This window comes from Echinicola sp. 20G (assembly GCF_015533855.1).
Classification (GTDB): domain Bacteria; phylum Bacteroidota; class Bacteroidia; order Cytophagales; family Cyclobacteriaceae; genus Echinicola.
Window position 1 is genome coordinate 5,515,067 of sequence record NZ_AP024154.1, and the last position, 23,276, is coordinate 5,538,342.

At 39.5% G+C, this 23,276-nt stretch carries 13 protein-coding genes; 1 reads left to right on the forward strand and 12 read right to left on the reverse strand.

Annotation, left to right across the window (positions count from 1 at the left end):
• Positions 1-24: 24 nt before the first annotated feature.
• From JL001_RS22080 to JL001_RS22135, 12 genes are all read right to left on the reverse strand, one after another.
• Entirely contained in the window at positions 25-1,305 is a 1,281-nt protein-coding gene (locus JL001_RS22080; RefSeq protein ID WP_200979999.1) for a BNR-4 repeat-containing protein, read from the reverse strand.
• 231 nt (positions 1,306-1,536) lie between these two features.
• Positions 1,537-5,001, reverse strand: a complete 3,465-nt coding sequence (locus JL001_RS22085) for a glycosyl hydrolase (RefSeq protein WP_200980000.1) — start codon at positions 4,999-5,001, stop codon at positions 1,537-1,539.
• A 66-nt stretch (positions 5,002-5,067) separates the two neighbouring features.
• Entirely contained in the window at positions 5,068-8,109 is a 3,042-nt protein-coding gene (locus JL001_RS22090; RefSeq protein WP_200980001.1) for a glycoside hydrolase family 2 TIM barrel-domain containing protein, read from the reverse strand.
• Between the two features lie 302 nt (positions 8,110-8,411).
• Positions 8,412-9,128, reverse strand: a complete 717-nt coding sequence (locus JL001_RS22095) for a DUF1080 domain-containing protein (RefSeq protein WP_200980002.1) — start codon at positions 9,126-9,128, stop codon at positions 8,412-8,414.
• 129 nt (positions 9,129-9,257) lie between these two features.
• Positions 9,258-10,391, reverse strand: coding sequence for a glycoside hydrolase family 105 protein (locus JL001_RS22100; protein ID WP_200980003.1), 1,134 nt, complete (start codon positions 10,389-10,391; stop codon positions 9,258-9,260).
• A gap of 107 nt (positions 10,392-10,498) precedes the next feature.
• Positions 10,499-14,026 (reverse strand): sulfatase-like hydrolase/transferase, encoded by a 3,528-nt coding sequence (locus tag JL001_RS22105; RefSeq protein ID WP_200980005.1) that lies wholly within the window; start codon positions 14,024-14,026, stop codon positions 10,499-10,501.
• Positions 14,027-14,254: 228 nt separating this feature from the next.
• Positions 14,255-15,298, reverse strand: coding sequence for a GntR family transcriptional regulator (locus tag JL001_RS22110; RefSeq protein ID WP_200980006.1), 1,044 nt, complete (start codon positions 15,296-15,298; stop codon positions 14,255-14,257).
• Between the two features lie 92 nt (positions 15,299-15,390).
• The gene (locus tag JL001_RS22115) at positions 15,391-15,639 is read right to left on the reverse strand and encodes a hypothetical protein (protein ID WP_200980007.1); all 249 of its coding nucleotides are present in this window, start codon (positions 15,637-15,639) and stop codon (positions 15,391-15,393) included.
• 576 nt (positions 15,640-16,215) lie between these two features.
• Positions 16,216-16,401, reverse strand: coding sequence for a hypothetical protein (locus tag JL001_RS22120; RefSeq protein WP_200980008.1), 186 nt, complete (start codon positions 16,399-16,401; stop codon positions 16,216-16,218).
• 599 nt (positions 16,402-17,000) lie between these two features.
• Positions 17,001-17,150 carry a hypothetical protein gene (locus JL001_RS22125; RefSeq protein WP_200980009.1) on the reverse strand — a complete coding sequence of 50 codons (150 nt, stop codon included), beginning with the start codon at positions 17,148-17,150 and terminating at the stop codon, positions 17,001-17,003.
• A 3-nt stretch (positions 17,151-17,153) separates the two neighbouring features.
• Entirely contained in the window at positions 17,154-19,970 is a 2,817-nt protein-coding gene (locus JL001_RS22130; protein WP_200980010.1) for a family 78 glycoside hydrolase catalytic domain, read from the reverse strand.
• Between the two features lie 182 nt (positions 19,971-20,152).
• Positions 20,153-20,392, reverse strand: a complete 240-nt coding sequence (locus tag JL001_RS22135) for a hypothetical protein (RefSeq protein ID WP_200980011.1) — start codon at positions 20,390-20,392, stop codon at positions 20,153-20,155.
• A 521-nt stretch (positions 20,393-20,913) separates the two neighbouring features.
• Here JL001_RS22135 and JL001_RS22140 point away from each other — a divergent pair.
• Positions 20,914-23,133 (forward strand): TonB-dependent receptor domain-containing protein, encoded by a 2,220-nt coding sequence (locus JL001_RS22140; RefSeq protein ID WP_200980013.1) that lies wholly within the window; start codon positions 20,914-20,916, stop codon positions 23,131-23,133.
• Positions 23,134-23,276 lie beyond the last annotated feature (143 nt).

Sequence of the window (23,276 nt, forward strand, 5' to 3'; positions counted from 1 at the left end):
TATTTGTTAATGTTCATTTGTATCCTAATCTAGGGGCCACATGATTATTTCAAGAAGATTATTTTTGGAAACAACCATAGTCATAAGTTCTTTTCTTCTAGGGCACATGATACTATTGCCCGAGGTAATAAAATTGCCTTGAATGCTTGCACGTTCTTTCCAATCCTTCCACTTATGACCCTCTGAGGCCGTAAACATCCGAAGATGGGTAGGCGTGTTGACCATAAAATACAATGTGTTGGTAGTTATATCACAATAAAGCTTGGGACGGTCGCCTCTAAAAGTTCCAATGGTATTGCTGGACCATGTATATTTCCCCGTCTCATGGATACCCGTATAATGCACATAGTTGTCTCCGCTCCGCACTACAACATGTACATTTCCCTGGCCATCCACAGCGCATCCATTGTGATTGGAAAGCCCAGACTCCATAGGGATATCGGCCACTTTGACACCCTCACTTTCTAGGTTTATAGGAAGGGGGACTGATTGTCCATTGCTGTTCATCCAGCTTTGCCCATTATCCATGGAGTAGGCAAACATTAAGTCGTGATTTGAATAGGCATTGGGTGATTCCCGCCATACCCAAGTTAGGAACAAGGTACTCTTTTGATATTGAACATCATTAAAATAAGCACAGCGATTTTCATCGCCCATATATGATCCTTTCGCTCCATCAATAATAATAGAACCCTTGGGCCAAAATCCATCATCATTGTACCTGGCAAACCAGGTATCACCATTTCCACTGCCCCTTTCCCGGTACATAAAAAACAATTCGCCATTGTCTCCATTCACAAACCTCGGATAAGTCACCTTATGGATTGCTGCCCGATTGGACTGAAGGTAATTTCGGACTTCATTAAAGCCACCTGCTGTAAATTTTTCATCGCTGACAGTGGCCATATTTTCATCAGAAATCATATACCTCAGGTCCCGAGCATGCATATCAAAGGCCAGGTGAATTCTATTATCCTTAGGGGAAATGGCTATATTGGGCGTATTGTGATTATCAAAAACGCCATTTCGCTTTTCATAAGAATGTGCCAATTCTATCGTTACCCACTGATCTCCTTTGCCATAATTGCTATTTCTTGATACACATAATTTTCTGTCTGCATTGTAAAAAACCACATAGACAAAGTTTTCATAGGCAGCAAGGGCATTTTGCTGCGTGGATGTGGCTATCACCGGATTGACAGACCAACACTTCGAGGAAATGGTGGATCTTGTGTACCCTTCATTTTGGGAAAAGGCAAACACAGGTACCGCAAGAAATAAGTAAATAGCTAGTAATCTTTTCATTTATAGACTTACAGATTGAGCTTATAACTGATTTTTAACGGGTATTTCCAAATTGGTTACCGTAAACAAGGAAATCATTCTTTGTCAAACACTTCAGGAAAATTGGTAACATTTCCCTCTAAAATTAGATTGAATGTAAGGGCTTAAGCTTTAACAATATTCCATAAAAAAGGTCATATCGTACATTTAAAGGGGAGACTGATAAAATAATGGCTGTCAATTGCTAACAAATCAATTGGACAAGTCCAAAACCTTTACCTGTTGGTAACACCTAATGACGACGGGGCCTAATAAGCCGGAAGTTTTCAGTATAGAATCTTTATTCCAATGTTTATAAGAAGAAAAGGTTGTACGCTTTGAGGGACGTTCAGATTTAGACACCAGCCACTGGGGCAAAGATTTAATTTGATTGCCCTCTCGTTCATAATCCAATGGCAAGTGCTCATCTCCAATTAACCGGTTCGGCCATAGATTGGTAATTCGTACTTCAAGGATATTTTCTCCTTCCTTAACAAAGTCCTCAATATTGACCCTAAAGGGAGCTTTCCATAAAATCCCCACATTTTCCCCATTGACGATTACTTCGGCTATAACCCCAACACTTCCCAGATCCAATTCTAAGGTATGGCCTTCCATTAAATAGCTATCCAACAAGTCAAATTCCTTACTATAGGTGGCCGTACCAGAAAAATAACGAATCGTTTCTTCCGGAAAATCAGCCCAAGAAGAAAGAGCATTTACTTCGACCATTTCTGAAACATCTTGCTTGATAGGAAAACTCACTTTCCAATTACCTGCCAATTCAATCGGCGCTGGTAAAGACTTCACCTGGACGTTCTGGATTTTTCCTTTTGAAGTGGCGTAGGTCATTGTACCTGGATAAGGGCTTATCCAATTTACTGCATCATCTTGTATTATTACCCTAGGTTCAGGACTCTCTTTTGAAAGATGAAGTATTTCTCCTTCCGGTATGGTGATTGAGTACGTTTCACCACTTGTAGAGTAAGAAATCTTCAACATCTTATTTCTGCCTTCCCTACCTACACTATCTATCAATTCATCGTTTACAGGTATTTCCAAGACTCCCGAGGACAATATATTTTTTATCTTTTGGGTCACATCATGGGTTTGAAAATGCTCAGGTACACCTATGGTCTCTTGTTTGAATTTTCCGAACAGTGCCCGAATGATTTTTAAATCGCCCTTTGCTCCTGCATCAATTTTTACTTCTTCCCTTTCCATGGATTTGGTAATCCCAATGGAATCACGTATAGAATACTTCACCCGCAATTCTTTAGTATATCCCATTGCAGGATCACAATCACACAACTGCCTGTTGGCGGTGATTTCAAGCCGGTTATTCTTAATTTCATCAGAAACCAAACCGGTAATATCAACTAATCCTTCCTGCAAAAATGTACCATATTCAGCTTTGAGTATTTCCAAATTCAACAAAGGCTGAGGCTTGGCTCGAATTAGGTTAGTTTCTGTTTTTATAAGGTGCTCAATCAATTGGTTAGGTTCCTCAAACACCACAAAAACCGCTTCTTCTTGTTTTAAAAGTAGCGGTACACTGGTTGTTCCATCTGGATTTTCCCGCCACTCTGCCAACGCTATCATTTCTCCGGTTTCAGCATTCCAAATTTCGGGCTTTTTCCCTGAGACCCGGAAACGAAATACCATATCCCTACTTTGGTTTTGGGCATTGGCAATAAAGTAGATATCCGCTTCCTTTGCTTTCCGATGGATAAAGCTAATACCTAACGGGTTTCCCTGATCCACCGTAAAGTCTGGTGGCAAAGAAGTATTTTTAAGATATTCCTCGATGGTTATGTCTTTTATAAGTCCCTTATCCCATAATTCCTCAGCTATTTGAGCCACTATGTCATCACATTCAGGATATCCACTCAAGCTGGGGGATTTTTTAGTTTTTGTTCCTATTACCATGGCCCCTGCTTTTACCAACTTTTCTATCTTTTTCAAAGTTTCAGGTCTTATCCATTCCATATCCGGCAAAACCAATACCCGGTAATTTCCTCCAACAGAAGTATGGATTTGCCCATTTTCAACTTTCAGCGATCCTAGTTTGTTGGCTCCTATCAAATCATAATCATAGCCCAGGGATTGGATTTCCGGCAAAAGAAAAGCTGTATTCGGTGACGAATCTCCTGTAAATACCAATACATCAGCAACATTTTTTCCTTGCTGTAATAAAAACTGGGACCTCGCTATATAATCCATAAACGCCTTTCCCTGGCTCCACCAAGTATTCAATCGATTAAAATCAGTTCCAAAATAACTAAGGGCTATACCCGGACCAATATCCCAAGGTTGATGAACATAGGTATGGAAAATAAACCGATTGATGCCTTGAGCCCAAGCTTGATCCCCAATGGCCTTTAATTTGGCAGGATGTTCATCCCAGCCTCCGATCCCGGTAAAGGATTCTGCACCTACAATAACACTACCATTCAAATGTGCTATGGAGGATACAAACTTTGGAGAATCGAAAAAAGGGTATCCACCACTCCAAAACTCACACATGACGATATCACCTGTTGCTCCTACCTGCATATTATCAAATGGTCCCCAATAGGGCTCTACGGAGAACTTCATCCCGGCCTGATGGCACAATTGACCAAAATAGCCGTAATAATTCTCCGCTATCAAATCCCCTATCGTACGGCGGAAATCCCATAGGAAACGCTCTGTTTCTTCTCCACTCTCTATATAATACCCGGCCAATGTTGGTAAATACATAAGACCATTATACCCTCTTAACCTCTCGAACTCCCTATCGAATCCGGCAGTCCAGTTGGCGGTTCCCACCTCATAACTATCGATTAGACAATTTTTGACCACAGTACCGATAAGATCCCCAAGTTTATTGACTACGGGCTGAACTCCTCCCTTCCAATGCTCCTCTACTGCCTTCTTGCTCATCTTATCGCATTCCAAACCAATGCCGCCGGCTATAGCAGGACGGTTCTTTTTCCCCGTAGGTGTATGGCCAAGCCTTAGAATTACCCATTCTCCTTTTGGAACTTCCCACTCCAATTTGCCTTCCTTTGAAATTTTGGATGTAAGGTCAATAACCTCCTCTTTATCGACCATAGCGGTACTAGGGATTTCTTTGGTATCAGGGGTCAAGTGGTTCCTTATCCGCCCTGATAAAGTCTTAAAGTCCAAGCCGTCGATCTTAATGTCCTTTTCCGGTTTTGGGAAAGCCAATATGGCGATGTCCTGATAATAATTTAGTCTAGTTTCTGGCTGGGGCAAAAGTTCGCTATAAGTATCCCCTCCCTCAATATGCACTTCGCTGTAAACCACCGTTTGCATGGCATTTTCCGGAGTGATCCAAGGCCCTCCACTGGAAGACCAGCCTGAACTATTATGAAATGAAAGCTCTAAATTCAGTCGCCTTGCTTCTTTGGCAGCAAAGTGAAAATAATCCAACCATTCCTCACCTAGGTATTCCACTGGTCCATGTGGAAAGTCCAAATGAACATTGAAAAGTTGTGCCTCCTGAATACCCACTTCTTTCATGGCTTCAAGATCGGCTGTGATTCCTTTTTTCGACACATTCCCACTGATCCAATGCCACCAAGTTCGGGCTTTGGCTTCAGCTGTGGGGTTTTCAAACCCCTCTTGAAGCCAAAGCCCCATGCCAGAAGCATAATTTTGTCCACTTACCATGAAGGGACTGCTCAGGAGAAAGAAACAACACGTAATAAGAAAAAGCTTAGCAATTATGTTCATGGATCAATCAATAAACATTTCATCTATATATGGTCCACTTTCACCGATAGTTTTTAATTGAATGCTATTTGCCCCAGACTTGAAGTTAACAATCGTATTGACGAATCCCCATTCCTTTTCCCAGCCTCCGGTAGCTTTAAATTCGAAGGTTTTTATATACTCATCATTAACATACAACTCCATTGGATACATTTTTTCCGCATCGTTGTGCATGTACCGGAACCGTATACTATAATCCCCTGCTTCCCCATCATTTTCTTGGTACCAGGTAATGCTGCCTTCTCCGTCTTCGAACACCACAAAACCGTTGCCTTTAAATCTGTGGGCCTGATCGCTTGTCTTTGCTTTCCCTTCCAAAACGGCATCCTCTGCTCCCAAATTGACTCCCCTGCCAATCCACATATCTGCAGAATGTTCATGCCCCCAAAATAGTCCCTCACTTTCTCCAAATACTTCCTCCATCTTAAGAATAACCTTTCCATCTTTTAAAACTACCGCTCTAACCGTGGTATCAGTATCAATTTTAAAAGGGCCAGTATAAACCAAGTCACTTTTTTCCGGATCAGAACCATCAAGGCTATATTTTATCACTAAAGGAGAAAAATGTTTCTTACCGTTAATCAATACTTCCTTTGCATCAATGGTGATTTCGTTCGATACAAAAAGAGCTTTGTCTCCGAGAATGGCAGCTGTAATTACGGAGGCATCTTGACCATTTCCTTTTGCTTCTAAAAACAATCTGACCTTCCCAAAAAACATACTTCTAAAATCGGCCTTAGTACGACTGATAGGGTCTATGGGGTTACCATTTTCGATGGATACTTTTCGAATATCCCCCACCAATTTGTAGTAAACTTTGTTTTCAGCATATGGGAACAGATTACCGCCCTTATCCATCCCCTTTGATGTCAAAATGAAACTTGCAGGATAGCCATCTTCAGCGGGTAACTTCGTCAATGTGTTTTCCAACTTACTAGGCTGTTTGCTGGTGTTAAATACGGTTCGTTTTACCTCCTTGCCATCCTTATAGGCGACTGCTTCAATTTTTCCTTCTTCATAGGGCACCATCCACTCGCACTGCATTTCATTCCAGACTTTTCCCGGGCTATCCTTGCCCAACGACTTGCCGTTGAGAAACAACTCTACCTCCTCTGCATTGGAATAAACCCAAACGGGAATTACCGTCCCCCTCTCCATTCTGGGATGGGTCCAGCTTGGCAGCATGTGGAGCATAGTTTCTTTGGTCCATTGACTTTGATAGAAGTAATACAGATCTTTTTTTAAACCGGCCACATCCACTACTCCGCCCATAAATAGATTGAAAGGAAGCCCTCCATGAACCAAACCTGCCTCTCCGTAATAATCAAAACCAGTCCAACGAAAATGTCCGCTGTGCCAAGGATTGTCCCGCATCACTTCCCAATTTTTCCTGGCAGAGATCCTCACCGTTGCATTGTCATAGGAAGAGTTAAATCGCTGTTTCCTGTTATTCCAGATTTTAGGATCGGCCCATTCATAAAAGAAGATCTCCTTTTTCGTCAAGTTGGGCAAAGGATACGTATTGGGCAATTCATTGTCCCGCCACCATGTTTGTGTTCTGTAATAGCCACGCGTTTGCCAGGTATGTGGAGCTTCTGTCGAGATGAAAGGTTTATCAAAGCGATTTCCTTCGATAAAAGACCTGTTCTCGGAACCGCCATTGATACCTGCCACTTCCATGTCTTCAGTATTTCCTGAACCCGATGTAAACAACCGGGTGTTGTCTAAACTTTTGCCAAATTTGACCAATTCGGGTGCGATATCACTGTGGGTTTCATTTCCCAAACTGTACACAAAAACACTTGGATGGTTACGGTCCCGGGTGATCCACTCGGTCATATCCCTCTTCCACCATTTGTCGAAGGCCTGCTTACCATAGTCCTCAGGAGCCTTCTTATGCCATCCATCGAAGATCTCATCCATCACCAATAGGCCAATTTCATCACACAGGTCATAAAACATAGGAGGGTATGGGTTATGGGCCGGACGGATAGCATTGACTCCCATATCCTTTAATAACTCTAGCTTCCAACGTAACATGGGTTTTGTCCAGGCTCCCCCTACAGGCCCACCTTCCCAATGTTCACATACCCCTTTTAACTTTATGTTCTCACCATTAAGCCAAAAACCTGTCTCGCTTTCCCAACCGACCGTCCTGAATCCAAAATTAGTTTGAACTTCATCGATCGGGGTTGTTCCTTCAAAAACCCGAGAAACCATCGTGTATAAAATGGGGGTTTCAGGACTCCATAATTTGGGATTTTCTACCTCCAAATCTACGTTTATACTGTCCCTAGGCTCCAATTTCCGGCTGGTGGTGTTTAATACTTTTCCCTCAGGAGAGAGAAGCCTTATTTCCAATGATTTATTTTCAAGACTCCCTGCAATTTCGATTTTGGTGTTTACCCTTGCAAGCTTGCTATCAATGAGTGGCGTCGTAATAAAAATACCATTTGGTAAAATATGTGTAGGGTTTACCTCTATCAAATTAACCGCTGCATAAATCCCACAGGGGTGATACCAACGGGCAGAAGGCTCCAGACTATTATCTACCCTCACTGCAATGGTGTTGGATCCTTCCTTTAAGAATTTGGAAATATTGTAACGAAAACTGATATAGCCATAGGGCCTTTTCCCCAAGTAATTTCCATTTACCCATACTTCACTGTTCATATAAACGCCATCAAAGTTGATATAGGAGACGTTGAATAAACTGCTGGCATTGATGTGAAAAGACTTCCGGTACCAACCAACCCCTCCATCGTGGTATCCGCCCCCTTGACCTTGATCACCTCCTTTTCTCACCCCTTTTTCAAAAGCCCAATCGTGTGGCACATCAAGCACCTCCCAGTGCGCATCATCATAATCAGTATTGGAAAATGCAGCGCTATCTGCCAGAATAAAATGCCAGTCATTATTAAAATTGGAGATTATTCTTTGAGAAAAAACTGGGGCAGTTAAAAAGATTATAAGAAGGGTAAGAAAGGTTGATTTAATAGAAATCATAAATTAGAGATATTTTAGGGGTATAAATCATATATTTGGGAATGCCTAAATCTGCTTAATTTTCAGTTTCAATAGTCATTCATTTTTGTATATAGACAGAATAATAGCTTCTTGAACAGCTTATGCCATCATATTGATGCCCAGCTTAACATTGTAAATTAATTGGTATTTAGGAAACCAATTGTAAACAGTAGTATGTTATTCTGCCGAAAGGCATTTCCTGCCATATTTGAAACCGTAAGAGGACTTATATCTCCTATATCATGAGCTCCTTCCAGTAGAGTAAATATTTGATCACCTCATCAGAGCTTTTTAACTTTTAGATTTCTCCAATGGATAATCCCTTTTTTTCCTCCATGAACTTGTAACCCAATAAATCCTTTAGGATAATCATTTTTTTCATCGATCCAGTGTGCCGCAGGGATTCCATTAATCCAGGTTTTAAACACATTCCCTTTGACCTTTACTGTAAGCCGATTCCAAGTATTTCTATCCACTGCCGTTTTGAGAGGTGCATGTTCGGGGGCTTTCAAGGGATAAAACCAGCCGCCACAATTTTGTCCATAAATCCCTCCTGACCAACCGCGACCATTTTTGGCCAGATCTTCCATTTCCACTTGGGGACCGATTACGGTGTTTCTACCGGAATCCTTCAGAATGCGGGACCGTACCTGGACACCGGTGTTTCCATCCACTTCCCATTTGGTCTCACAGGTAAAAATAAAATCAACATATTCCTCTTCGGTACACAAAAAGGTGCTAGGCCCCTCACCACAAGTTCCAACTATCTCACCATCCTTCACTGCAAATTCCATAGTCCCTTGAAGAGGTGTCCATCCTTCTAAATCCTCACCATTAAATAGATGCACAAAATTATCTGAGTATAAATCAGGCTCCGTTTCCTTGTTAAGCAACTGAGATGACGAAACATTCTCTTTTTGAAGGATTGATGGCTTATTTTGTCCCTTCACCTGGTAAGTGATTGCCAATATAAAAGCAAGAATTAAGATCCGTTTCAATTTATTGATCAGTTAATTAAGTTGATTATAAGCTCCCGAATTGGAAAAAGTATCCATTCATTGATATCATTTCCTCAAGAAAATATTCTCTAGGGCACTATCCATTAACCGGCTCTTAAAAGCAAGAACTTATTTCTGCAGTTTTAATACCTCACTGCCCGCCAAAAGAAAAGCACCAGTCCCAAAGTTTTGCCAACTATCCACACTAGCCGGTTCTGGTGATGCCCCAATATTTTGAACCCAACCTACCATCCCATCTTTATGCTGGCACTTTACCAAAGCCTTCCAGGCTTTTTTAACCACAGGTAGATAGTCCTCTTTATTTAAATACCCATTATTTATTCCCCAAGCAAGGGCATAGGTAAAAAAGCCACTCCCACTTACTTCACCATGGTCAAAGGATTCAGGACTCAACAAACTGGTTCTCCATAGCCCATCCTTCTGCTGTAGAGCATTAATCCGCTTAGCCATTTGAACAAATAACTCTTCATAAAATTCTCTGTGTTCATAGTCCTTGGGCATATCTTCCAGGATCAAAGCCAAGCCTCCTATGACCCAGCCATTACCTCGTGACCAAAACACCTTTTTACCATTTTTCTCTTTAATATCTTTGTCCGAACCTTCCCATATAAACCTAGCATCTCTGGCAAAAAGATGTTCTTCCTGATCATACAGTTTATCGTAGGTTTCCTTGTAATATTTATGCATTGCATCCAGATATTGCTGGTTCCCAGTATGTTTAGCATAGAGATTAATAACAGGAGGAGCCATAAAAAGGGCGTCACACCACCACCATAATATATTCTGGACTTTTTCTCCATTTTTAGGATTTTTCCATTTATTCTCCTCAAACAAATGCTCATCCAAAAAAGCTTTAGTAGGCGCTAAGTCTACCAAGCCCTTTCTTCCCTCTGTCATATCTACATAAAGATATCCGTATGAAATGGCTATATCATCGGCATGTTCTCTCCTAATAAAGGTTTCCCAGCCATTTTGGTGTCCCATGTTTTTAAGGGCTGCCATAAACAACTGGTCTCCTGTCGCTGCATGTGCTCTAGCTACCCCGGTATAATAGGCACCATTGGTCCAGTCAGTAGGGTCTACAGCATAAATAGGATGGGCTTCCTGCCATTCCATGGCGGCTATCATATCCTCTTTGATCCTATCCTCATCGAAAACACTTTGGGCGCCAACTGGTCCAAGAGTAGCTATGACTATTATAATATTGATTACTATTAACCGAGACAACAGTTTATCCATCATTTTAAGTATCATTAAGTAGTTTATTGAACAGTTTGATAAGCTCGTCAAACCCAAACCTTAAAAAGCTTGATTGATTAACAAAATTATGAGTGGCTAAGAGAGCTTACCTAAAAGGAATTTATTTTGAGTTGAATAGTATGCTTACCGGGCCCAAGCCTAACACCTTCAAAAGCGGAAGGTACTTTTTCCCCATTATGGATAAAATCCTTACCGTTTACATCTTTCAGCGAAAATTCAGCTACCATATTTGCAGGTATTTCAATTTCATAAGTTTGTAACCTAGGGTTATTGTAGGTATAGCTTGCCTTAATGGGACCTTTGATGGTTGGTACTTGAATTGAACTGGATTTTAAATCGGCGAGTTGAGGTTGGATCGTAGTAATCCCAAATCCAGGGGTTTTTGGTTTAATTCCCCACAAACCCCTAGGAATAATATTAGCAGGAACTGCTCCCCAAGCGTGATTCCAGTCAAGATTAAATTTGTACTTGTTATCCCAAGCCTCTAAAGTAATCGTAGAACCTATCCGAATCATATTGTACCAACTTCTATCACTGGTATCGGTTAACAGTTCTAGGGCATAATCATCTTCCCCTGCATTATAAAGTCCATCCATCAAATACTGGGAACCGTAAACACTGCAGGCCATGCGTCTGGATTTCACAAATTCCACCACTGAAGCTTTATATTCATCGGGGACCAATCCAAAAGCAAGAGGCATCATATTAGCGTGTAAAGAAGCATGATCCGTTCCAAGTCCATCTACATAAACTCCTCTTTCTTTATCAAACATTTGGTCGTTAAGGGCTTTTTTTACTTTGGCAGCCCTAACATCAAAATCCAAGTATTCTTGAGTTTTGCCCAGTATCTTGGCAAACTCAGCCATAATCTTCATGTTCTCAAAATAGAATGCATTGATAACCGTATTGTAGGGCATAAACACAAAGCCGTCTTGCTCACCAACAAATGTACTATCCCCACCAAACCTTGCTGGTGGCCAATCCACAATATCGGTCAGCTTTTTATGGTAACCCTCTTCAAAACCCAACTTAAGCATGTAATCATGGTCCACACTGTCCGAAGTGATCAATCCATCTTCATTGGCCAATTCATAAAGGGTTTTATATTTTAAAGGCTCATAATACCGCTCTATTAGTTCAGTGTTTCCAGTATACATATAATCAGCATATAACATCAATGCCACGTGTTGTTGCCATTCCGTTGGCCAGGTAGGGTGTTCCATAAAATATTCAATGGTTCTTCGGGCCATCGAATACTCCTGATCTGTGGTATAGTGGCTTAACTGGTTCAGGTAGGCATCCGCTTCATAAGGGATACGTTCACGGTCCCCATCCACATAAAGTCCATTGAATGTGGTTGCCTTAATGGAATACTTGCACAAATCCCAAATTTGATTTAAAATGTCATCTGAACTTTGGAAAGAACTGGCCTTGTCGTCAAAATAAGTATGGTACGCTAACTGTGTAAAATTATCAGCACTCACTTCTCCTTTAATACCTTCGACTTCGGCGTAGCGATAAGGAACCAATATTGGTGTACCCTCCGGTAAGGGAAGTGCTTTGTTTGGCAAAGTATTTTTAACGTTTACAAGAACAGGTAATTGATAATTTGTTTTACCGGGTTCTACCCCAACCTTTATTTCCTGAAAACGGATATTGCTTTTTTCGGGCGGGGTACGGTTGATGTATTGTCCATCCAACATTTCTCCCACTCTAAATACCAGAGTATCCGGCTCTTGTGTTTTATAGTTAAACTCCATCGTGGCAAAAGCCGCTTTGCCGAAATCCATAAAATAAACGTCCTCTCTTTTTTCAAATACCTGAGGATGGACTTTACTTACTTCTTGGGTATTGGCAGTTGAGATCATACCATTATCACTGCTACCTATCGTAAATTTTTGAGGCGCAGAATAATCTACTAATCTATTTTCTTCATCCCAAATTCTTACTTTCCAATAATATTCCTTCCCTGGTTTCAAAGGGGCCCCCAGATATTCCACATTATTTGAGGTAGAAGAACGCACTTGACCACTGTCCCAAAGATCACCATTATTGGAATCAATTAACTTTCTGTCAGAAGCGACTAATATTTGGTAGGCGGATTGAAACTTTAACAGACTTGCTATTCTCCACCCAAACTCAGGTTTAGCATCCAGCACCTTAACACCGTTTTCAGGTTCCCGAATAAGCTCTACTGTCAAACCGGTGGGCGCAGCCCTATAAGCATCACCAAATTTTTCAATGAGTTCATCACATTTTGATCGTAGTTTCTCTGCTACCTCTTTATATTTTGGGTCATTGATTAGGTTGTTAATTTCCAATGGATCCTTTTTAAGGTGGTAGAGTTCCTCAATGGTCTTATCATTCACATATCGGAAATATTTCCATTCTTCTGTACGAACCCCCTCACTTGGAGGAATCTCCTCAAATTCCCAAATGTGTTCAATTAACACCGTATCCCTTTGTAAATGTCTATTTTCTTTATTCACAAGAGGCATCAAACTCTTTCCCTGCCAGCTGCTGGGAGCTTCAACACCCGCTATATCTGCAATCGTGGAGGTTACATCGATATTTAGGACCATGTCTTTTATATCACGCTGCCTTTTAACTCTTGGATCATAAATGATCAGAGGAACGCGAATTGAATTATCATACATGAGCCATTTTCCTGCAAGTTGCCGTTCTCCCAAAAAATAACCGTTATCTCCCATAACGATAATCACGGTATTTTCATCCAAGCCCCTTTCTTTCAGTTTACTACGAATCTTGGTTATTTCTTGATCAATCCCGGATATCATCCTGTAATAGCCTTTCAAACTATGTTGGTATTTCTCTGGGGTATCATATCTCCAAGTCCAACGGAGCCTATTAAACCCATCTCTAACAAACTGTGGTTGGGACTGAAAATATTTGTCATCCCCTAAAACCGGTCCCGGAATGGTAGTGTCTTCAAGGAGGTTTGCAGTGGTATTCTGCCAAAAATACTGTTCAGGGGCACCATCATGGGCATGAGGAGCGCTAAAGCTAAGGGACAGACAAAAAGGTTGATCTTGTGGCGCCTTGTCTATAAAATCCAATGCTTGTTGACCAGTGTATCTAGTTAAATGTACCGTATCACCATCCAAAGTTTTGTAGTAATATCCCCTGCGGTCTTTGTATTGATTGTTTCGGTCATAAGATTCGTATTCGTCAAATTGCTTGTCCAAAGCATCGTATCTGACACCATATTTACCATAAAACGCCGTATAATACCCGCCGTTTTTTAGTACCGTTGGATAAGAGTTTCCCATATACTCTTCCCTAATATTCCCCGTCTGAAAATTAAAATTATGGGATCTTTCATGTAATCCGGTAAAAATACTTGCCCTACTGGCAGCGCAAATGGGAGTAGTAACTATAGCCGTTTCAAAATAGGTTCCTGACTTGGCCAGATTATCCATTTCAGGAGTTTGGACATATTTATTCCCCGCATATCCCAAGGCATCAAAGCGTTGGTCATCTGTCAAAATAAAAATAATATTTGGTTTATTGAGGATTTTAGCTTTTTCTTGAGAAAAGGTTAAATTTAATCCAAACACGAAATATATAAAACTAAACAGTAAGTTAAATTTTTGCATCTAATTTGGTTATTTTGTTTGGCTCCAATATTAAATATCAACCGAGCTAAATTATTAATAAATGGTCTCAACTTCTAAACTACGCTGTTTAGAAATTTTGACTATCCTGTATCCTTATGGGGCCTATAAAGCAATAGAAAAATTTGAGAGCCTCAAAAGCAATCCTAAGAATGAATATAATTTAATAGGGTAATACAGTGACGATGCTAAAAAATAGGCTATATTGAATTAGGCTGATCCCCTATTAATAAATTTAAAATTATTTTTAATGGCCCCCTTCAGTTCTCCCTTTACTATCGCAGCTCCCAGGACGCCCATGGCCTCAAAGTCTGTTGTTACTACAGATATTCCAAGTAACTTTTTAAGTGGAGTGTCATTATATGAAATAATTCCTATTTCTTTTCCTAAAGTCATAGATCCATCTTTGATTTGACTAATGATGCCAACCAGATGATTTTCTTGGACAGCAATAAAACAATCTCCAGACATTAAATCTATCTCTTCATCTATTGAATCAATTATTTCATAATTATAACTGAATTCAATACAAAATTTTTTAAACCCTATTTTTATTTCCTGTGGATGTGGGTATAAATTATTGGAAGGAAAGACTAAAATGATCTTTTTATATTTTTCAAGATATTCCCTGCCTTCACATAATGAATAATATATATCCATCATAAAGTCCTGATAAACCACACTGTTCTCATCATGTTTTTCTATTTTGTTATCCATAAATATCAATTTATTGGATGGTATTTTATTTAAACATGTTTGGACTTCATCACATGAATTTATATGAATATTCCTGCTGTCTTTAAAATGCGGCATGACAATAAATTTATCGTATAACTCTAAAGACTCATTTACTTTATTGACAAATAGATGCTGATCGCAATGATAAACGTAAAATTCTACATTCACATCAGGGCCTAATTCTGATATAAATGATTTGTACACTTTCAATTTGTAGTCACTAAACTTATTTAACAAGAATAATATCTTCTTAGCTGATTTCTTTTTTACATTTGATATGTAATATCCTTTACTCCTCTGAGATTCAATTATCCCCTCATTTTTAAGATATTTGTAGGCTTTTTCAACAGTATCTCTAGAAATATAATACTGTTCACTTAATTCATTTATAGAGGGTATCCTTCTCCCTTTTTCCAATTTTCCGGTGCTCACATCCTCTGTAATTGAATTTATGATTTGTCGATATTTAGGGACTCTTGATTCCGATGAAATTCTAATAAAATTATGAGGGCTCATTTATTCTTTTATAATCAGACAATTTTTTAAATTAATTGTAACATCAAACTAACCTTTCCTGAAAAAAATTTGATAAACTATGTTTTTTAATATCATTCTAATATAGGTACGTTTTTATTACTGCCGAAATTTTTTTTATCAATAAAACCTCTCAAGGCATAATTGCTCAAAGAATATGTATTATAATAATTGGCTTTAATTACAACGGCCATTACCTGCACATCATCAGCTAGACCACCATCTCTGTTTTCTCCCTCACCGGTTCCATGTGCTTCCAAACAGAACCGCTGTTCATACCCGCCCACCATCATGCCTGTACTATATTGCAAATACTTTAGCACTTACATGGGCGTAGCCCATTCCCCAAAAACTACTCCATGAGAGGATTCTTTAAATCCTCTCTACCCATAATACAAAAGTCAATATAACCAGCATCATAGGCTATAATTACAATGACATTTGACTTAATGGTACCTTCAGAAATTATTGAATCGAAAGTTTTTTCTTTTCCAGTTTCACATTGTCAGAATGCCAATAAAATTGAAGTAAGGATGTAAAAATGTTTCATATACTTTGAATTTCTACTTGATTTAACAAGTAATTTTATATAAACACTTAAAACTTACCAATATTTTGATTGTCACAAATTTTATGTTTTCAAAGTGATTATCCTAAAATCCCTAGTTTAAGGAATGAACTCTAGAACGCCTCTCTATTTAAAGATCAATCTCATTATTCCCTTTGGGTGTACAGAAAAAAACAATCTTTAATCACTTTCAATAGGAGTCAAATTTTAATTAACCTTCCCATTTTCAATAAATTCACAAATCAGTTTAGCGATCAACTCATGCCCTTTCTGATAGATATGGTTGTTTTGTGCCATGTACAACTTTAAGTCCTCTTTTCCTGCCAACTCTTTAAAACTTATAGCAATCGGCCAAGCCAAAATGATATTTTCTGGCCAAATCCCTAATCTGTTCACTTTGCTTAGCTAGTTCCGATTCATCTGAAAGTGTATCCTCCCTTAGGTCATGGGTAGGGGTCAATAACACCACCTTGGTACCAAAATCAAGTCCAGACTTTATAATTTTCTCCCAAGCCACCTTAGCTCTCTATAAGCCTATACTCCTATCTTTTTAAGTCTTTAACAGATCTCCTTTAGATCTCATATGCTCGCCAAAAGCTTTAAATCCTCCCCTATGTGGTTCGAATTTGCTCTTATCAGCTCCACACCAAAAGAGTAAGACGAAAAGATCGCCTTACTCTTTTTTTCACTCCCTTTCTCTCCTAACTAGTACAGTACCATACAGACATTTTGCACTTTTTATGTAAGTTTTCAACTTTTATAACCTTAACCACTAAAACTATGGTAACTCAATTTTCCATTCTTTTACAATCATCATTTTCTGGTTCTTTAGGTGCTGCATTGGTTTTGGCTATTCTCATTATTGCCGTTATTGTTTTGAGATTAATTGGTGCATGGATGTTACGAATTAATGAGGTCATCGATCGTCAGGACCAAATCATACACGAACTTAGAAAGATAAATAATAGGTATGAGTGATATATACTGAGGCTAATACCATTCGTGAACGATTACGAACGATTAGAGAAAGAAAAACAAACCATCCTTTCATACTTACTTTAAAAAGGAAAAATCTTATCAAAAAATAGGGCAAAGGGAGAGCCACTTACTTACAAGCTATAGTGACTCCTCTCCCAACTTTTCCCAAATCATCAGCTTCTCTAACATTCCCATTTCTTCCAAAAAAGAGTTCGATCCACGTACCGCCAGCTCCACAACCAAAAAAAGAGGTGAAAATTCACCTCTTTTTTTTTTAATGAGTATCATCACTTAAAAGACCAACTCAAAATTATACCTTCCCGAGAAGATCTCAATCACCAAATCATCTCCTTCTTGGTGGACATTCCGGATTCCTTGGACTCCATCTATAAATTTTCCATCTTTCCAAATCACTGACTTCCCCTCCAGGAGATTTTGGTCATTTGTACTGGTCAGGGGGATGGACACTGTCCCTCTTGTATTTGCAGGGATTTCCACCAAATATTTAAACGATTGATCTGTTTTTACCCAATGAGAGACTATTCTTCCTGAAACGGTTTTCAAGGATGCATTTACAAAACTCAATCCATCAGGAACGGATGGGGCAAGATACATTTCCCGGTATCCTTTTGTAGTCCTGCCTTCCAATGGAGATTTGATCCCTGCCAAATATTTATAGAAGTACTCTACTATAGAACCAAACATTTGATGATTGTGGGAATGGCTACCATCAAACTTTTCCAATAAAGTGGTAGAGTAATTATCCAACCAATACCCAAAACTCGGATAGGTCCTCTGCTTGGCTACTTCATATGCCAGGTTGGATTTGTTTCCCTCTTCTAAAATGGGCCATAAGTACTTTGTTCCAATTATGCCTGTATTCAAATGTTTGTTTCTCATGTTTAGGTCATCAACAATTGTCTTGAACACCCCTTCCCTGTTTGCTTCTGGCACTAAATCTCCCACTAAAGCCAAAAGCTGATAAGTTTGGTAAGTAGAATCCGTACCGTACAGATAGCTGTCAGGATTGAAAAACTTTTGGTTGAATGCCTTTTTTATTGAATCGCTTAGTGCCTCAAAATACAAGGCATCATTCTCTTCGCCTAACTCTCTGGCTATGGATGACATCAGCCTGGCATTATAGAAAAAGTAAAAAGTATTGACTACGGAATGGTTCGGACCATCCTTCATCCCCGGAGAACACCATTCCCCCAAAGCGTACCAATAACTCATAAAATCATTGATAATGTACTCTTCTTCTGGAACCTTATCTGTCTTCGCTAAATTCTCCAAATATTGCATATATCGCTTCATGGATGGATAGTGCTTTTCCAACACCCGGACATCACCATAATAGTGATTCATCCAATAAGGTATCAGGATATAGGCGCTTCCCCAAGCAACCCCTCCTCCCATACCTCCAATGAGGGTCGGAGAAGTATTGGGAATCCTCCCATTTTCCTCCTGCGCATCGCGCATATCATCTAACCACTTATAATAAAATGGAGCCATGTTAAAATCATGCATAGAGGTCTCTGCAATCACCTGCCCATCTCCATTATAAGCTCCCTTTTCTCGATGGGGACAGTCTGTAGGGTAGCCTACCGTATTTCCCTTTTGCGACCATATACCTGCTTGATAGATTTTATTCAAAAGTGTATCTGAGCAAACAAAATTACCGCTTCGCTCCAGAGCAGACCTTACCACCCTTCCCTGAATGGCTATCTTCTTAAGATCAAGGCTATCGTCAGTGGCCACCTCTATGTACCTAAAACCTGAATAGAAAAAACGGGGTTCGTATTCTTCTTCCTCATCCCCTTTCATGGTATAATCCGTCCAGGTCTTGGCATGATAGGCAAACTTTTCACTCATATAATCTCCATTTTCCAGATCTTTAGGGAATAAGTCATCATTCAACGTCTCCGAGCCCCTCACCCGGATAGTTTGTCCAGCATGCCCTTTCATGGTAATCCTCCACCAGCCAGCTATATTTTGCCCAAGATCAAACAAATAAACTCCCTCCTTAGGATGCGTTTTTTTGATCGGCTGAAGCGTTTCGGTAACTTTTATTGGGGGAAAGGCCAAAGCAACCAACTTTCCTCCAGGCCCCGATGATTCCTTGGCCTTTAGCCAATCAACTTCTTTCGAGTCATTAGATGACCATCCTGACAACTCTCTGCGTGCATCATAATCTTCACCTCCATAAATATTATTGAAAGTTATTGGCCCTCGGGCAACGTGCCAGGATTCATCTGAAACTATGGTCTGTTCACTGCCATCCTCATATTCCAAATGTAATTGCATGATAAAAATTGGATTGCCCATGGTCTCTCCTCCACTTCCCCAACTGTAACGATCTAGGGTCTTGCGCATATTGTAGGCGCCATTTCCAATCATCACCCCAAGTACATTCTCTCCCTTTTCCAAGTCATGGCTTACGTCAAAAGCTGAATAAATTACCCTTTTCCTGTAGTCTGTAACCGCAGGATCCAACACTTGATCACCAACCTTAGCCCCATTGATATAAAATTCATAAAAACCGCAAGCAGTAATATAAAGATAGGCTTGCTTGATCTTTTTGTCCAGGTTAATGGACTTTCGAAAAATAGGACTGCCATCTTCTATAATTTCCGGGCTGGTAATCCATTTTGCCTTCCAATCCTCCTCATTTAAAAGCGCGGTATGAAAGTAAGTGGATTCACTCCAGTATTCTTCACCTTGATCGGTCTTTATTCCCACTCTCCAATAGTAAGAAGTGTTACTTTCAAATGTTTTTCCTTTGTAATCAATATGATTACTTCTATCTGAAACAACCCAGCCAGAATCCCATTGCTCACCTTTTTCCTTCTTAACATTGTCTGGTAACTCATCCACAACTATTCGATAGGACTTCTGGTATATTCCCCTTTTGTCTGAAATCAAACTCCACGAAAAAGTAGGCTTTTGATGTCCCACTGAATTGGGATTTTCAAGATAATCACATTTTAGTTCAGCAACATTCACTTGCCTTGCCTCTACAGTTTTGTGTAAAAGAAACAAACACCCAAATAGAATGACCAAATGCTTAAGATAAGCGTATTTAAAAGTCCCCAATACCTGTCCTATCATTGATTTATAAAATTTATTGTTCTTAATTTAACCATAAATCTGATGTGAAGGACAGCGCATCAACAAAGTGTTTAGGGAGATCACACGTTACTAAACAAAATAGCTTAGCATATTGGATAGATAATAACGAAAAGGTAGCCCCAACCACCAAAAAAATAGGCCAGTAGATACTGACCTATTACTTATATTGCCTCTTTACGTTTTGAAGGTTTTAGAGAAACACCATCGTGTTGCCTTTTGGCTTGGCCGGTCATTAACCGGTCGGTTCGAAAAAACTTATTATTGGCCCACTGTTTTAACAGAAAGGCCTCCTCTTTGTTCAAATTGGATAAGGCCTTATGGTATTCCTTTTCCCAAATAGAGGAATCAAAACTCACCTTATCCAAAATCAATTTGTAATACTCCAAATAAGATGTTTTCATAACTTTAAAAGTTAAGGTTCTTTAATCTTTTATCAACCCTAATTTAAAAAAAATGAGACTTTCAGTCAACTGTATTTTCCCTTAAGGTTTATTAATTTAAATGGCAAATTTTTCAATAATTGTAAAACAGATGGAAGCAAGCTTTTTAAGTAGGATAAAACATTGCAACTCCTGTGGGAATTATTGCTGGAATGAAACACCTAGTCACAAAACTGGAAAATGAGGCAAAGCGTGGGGAATTTGGCTCAAACAGATTAAAAATACAAAAGGCTTGATTAAATTCGCGGAGTAAAATTTAACTAAATCCTGCCGGATGATAAGTTAGTTTTTAACATATTCAATAATGACGAGTAAATTTTCAGGGCTTAACCTCAAAGGGGCACTCATTAAACGGGTTAATGATTATTTGAAAATTTGAATGATTGTGACCTAATACTATTAAGCCATTTTGCTCGGCATATCTCCCAAAATAATTTGATAAAACAGTTAGGACAAAACCACCAGCTTACGGAAGTAATCAAATGAGACCATTTTTATTAACCTTTCTTTTTCTATTGCTGAATTACTCAGTGTTTGCCCAATCCCTCAAAGGAAAGGTAGTTGATGAATCCCAACAAGCCATACCCGAAGTTTACATTTTAAATAAGAACACTGGCCATCATACCCATTCTAACGAAACAGGTGGTTTCTCTATGGAAAGAATTTCGTTGGGAGACACTTTACAGTTTTCCTGTATTGGCTATCAAAACCGTCAAATAGTACTGGACAACTTAAAAGCCCTTCTAACTGTTCAACTACATTCCAAGCCCATCAGCTTGGAGGAAGTGGTGATCCGGCCCCAGGTGGATGCACTCCATGTCATAACAGACATTGATGTTCAGACAAATCCAGTAAATTCTTCGCAGGATATTCTACGTAAGGTACCTGGTCTGTTCATCGGTCAACATGCAGGCGGTGGCAAAGCAGAACAAATTTTCCTCAGAGGCTTTGATATTGACCATGGAACTGATATTAACATTACCGTGGACGGGATGCCTGTTAATATGGTATCACATGCACATGGACAAGGCTATTCTGATTTGCACTTTATAATCCCTGAGACCCTTGATAAAATAGATTTTGGAAAAGGCCCCTATTATCAGAGCAAAGGCAACTTCACAACTGCCGGCTATGTGGATTTTATGACCAAGAAGAAATTGGAATATAGTTCCATTAAACTGGAAGCTGGCCAATTTGACACCTATCGCTTATTAGGCATGTTCAATTTGGTGGAAAGCAACGAACACAACGCTTACGTGGCCACCGAATATTTGGCTACAGATGGCCCATTTGAAAGTCCCCAAAATTTCAACAGAATAAACTTTTTTGGGAAATACACGGGTATGCTCTCCAATACTGATAAACTAGGGGTTACCGCTTCCTACTTTGACAGTAAATGGGATGCATCAGGACAAATTCCTCAACGTGCTGTTGATAGTGGCATGATTTCACGATTTGGTGCGATAGATGACACTGAGGGAGGCAATACCGCTAGAAGTAACTTATTGATCAACCATGAGAAAATTATTGATGAAAATTCATCTCTGAAAAGCAATATTTACCTCAGTCAATATGATTTTGAGCTCTATTCAAATTTTACGTTTTTTCTGGAGGATCCCATCAATGGTGATCAAATCAAACAAAAAGAAAACCGCACCATCTATGGTTTCAACAGCGAATACAATACCTCATTTACAACCAATACATTAAATGGTACTTGGCAGGCAGGCTTCAGCCTTCGCAATGACCAAAGCAATTCAAATGAACTTTCCCATACCCTAAACAGAAGAGAAACATTGGGGCAAATTAAGCTTGGAAACATCAATGAAACCAACTTGGGTGCTTACTTGGGAACTACTTTAAACCTAAACCGATGGACATTCAACCCATCTGTACGAGTAGATTATTTCGACTTTCAATATAATGATGCCTTACTCACTAACTATAGTACACAAGAAGAAACCAAGGCCATTATCAGTCCCAAATTCAATGTTCTTTACAATCAAACTGAGCAACTCCAGCTATATATCAAAACGGGAAAAGGCTTCCATTCCAATGATACCCGTGTGGTAGTGGCCGAAGAAGGCAATCACATACTTCCTGCCGCCTATGGATTTGATGGAGGTTTTATTTGGAAACCTACACCTAAGATGCTCTTAAACCTTGCCTATTGGTATTTATATTTAGAACAGGAGTTGGTATATATAGGCGATGCGGGAATTGTAGAGCCTAGTGGAAAAACCAAACGGAAAGGCGTAGACTTAAGTTACCGTTACCAACCATTACCTTGGTTGTTTTGGAATTTAGATGCCAATTACACCCATGCCCGCGCTATTGAAGAATCAAAAGCAGAAGATTTCATTCCCTTAGCACCTGACTTTACATTGGTAAGTGGCATTAACATTATACATCAAACCGGGTTTTATGGAAGCATCAATGTCCGTCATATAAATAGTCGTCCAGCGAATGAGGATAATTCAATAGTGGCTAAGGGCTATACCGTTACGGACTTAAATGCTGGGTACAAGAAAAAAAAATATAACATTGGGATTCAGGTCCAAAACCTTTTTGACACTGAATGGAATGAAACCCAGTTCGCTACCGAGTCAAAATTACAATTTGAAACTGAACCTGTTGAGGAAATCCATTTTACACCTGGAACACCATTATTACTTAAAGTCATGATCCAGTACAACTTCTGATAGATGTCCAGATGGTAAGGTATAAATACTATAGAAAAAATCTCACCTCCCTATTTGCAAGGCACTACATCAAATCCAACTAGGAATCAAAGATTGGGTTACCAAAAACTTAAAAGCACCAAAGCCCTTCTGCGTACTTCAAA

What these genes read in the sequence shown, in the direction of transcription:
- JL001_RS22130 (WP_200980010.1), bottom strand. Translation starts at nt 19,970, where the DNA reads ATGATAGGACAGGTATTGGGGACTTTTAAATACGCTTATCTTAAGCAT.
- JL001_RS22140 (WP_200980013.1), top strand. Translation starts at nt 20,914, where the DNA reads ATGAGACCATTTTTATTAACCTTTCTTTTTCTATTGCTGAATTACTCA.
- JL001_RS22085 (WP_200980000.1), bottom strand. Translation starts at nt 5,001, where the DNA reads ATGGTAAGTGGACAAAATTATGCTTCTGGCATGGGGCTTTGGCTTCAA.
- JL001_RS22080 (WP_200979999.1), bottom strand. Translation starts at nt 1,305, where the DNA reads ATGAAAAGATTACTAGCTATTTACTTATTTCTTGCGGTACCTGTGTTT.
- JL001_RS22110 (WP_200980006.1), bottom strand. Translation starts at nt 15,298, where the DNA reads ATGAGCCCTCATAATTTTATTAGAATTTCATCGGAATCAAGAGTCCCT.
- JL001_RS22105 (WP_200980005.1), bottom strand. Translation starts at nt 14,026, where the DNA reads ATGCAAAAATTTAACTTACTGTTTAGTTTTATATATTTCGTGTTTGGA.
- JL001_RS22125 (WP_200980009.1), bottom strand. Translation starts at nt 17,150, where the DNA reads ATGATACTCATTAAAAAAAAAAGAGGTGAATTTTCACCTCTTTTTTTG.
- JL001_RS22090 (WP_200980001.1), bottom strand. Translation starts at nt 8,109, where the DNA reads ATGATTTCTATTAAATCAACCTTTCTTACCCTTCTTATAATCTTTTTA.
- JL001_RS22135 (WP_200980011.1), bottom strand. Translation starts at nt 20,392, where the DNA reads ATGAAAACATCTTATTTGGAGTATTACAAATTGATTTTGGATAAGGTG.
- JL001_RS22100 (WP_200980003.1), bottom strand. Translation starts at nt 10,391, where the DNA reads ATGATGGATAAACTGTTGTCTCGGTTAATAGTAATCAATATTATAATA.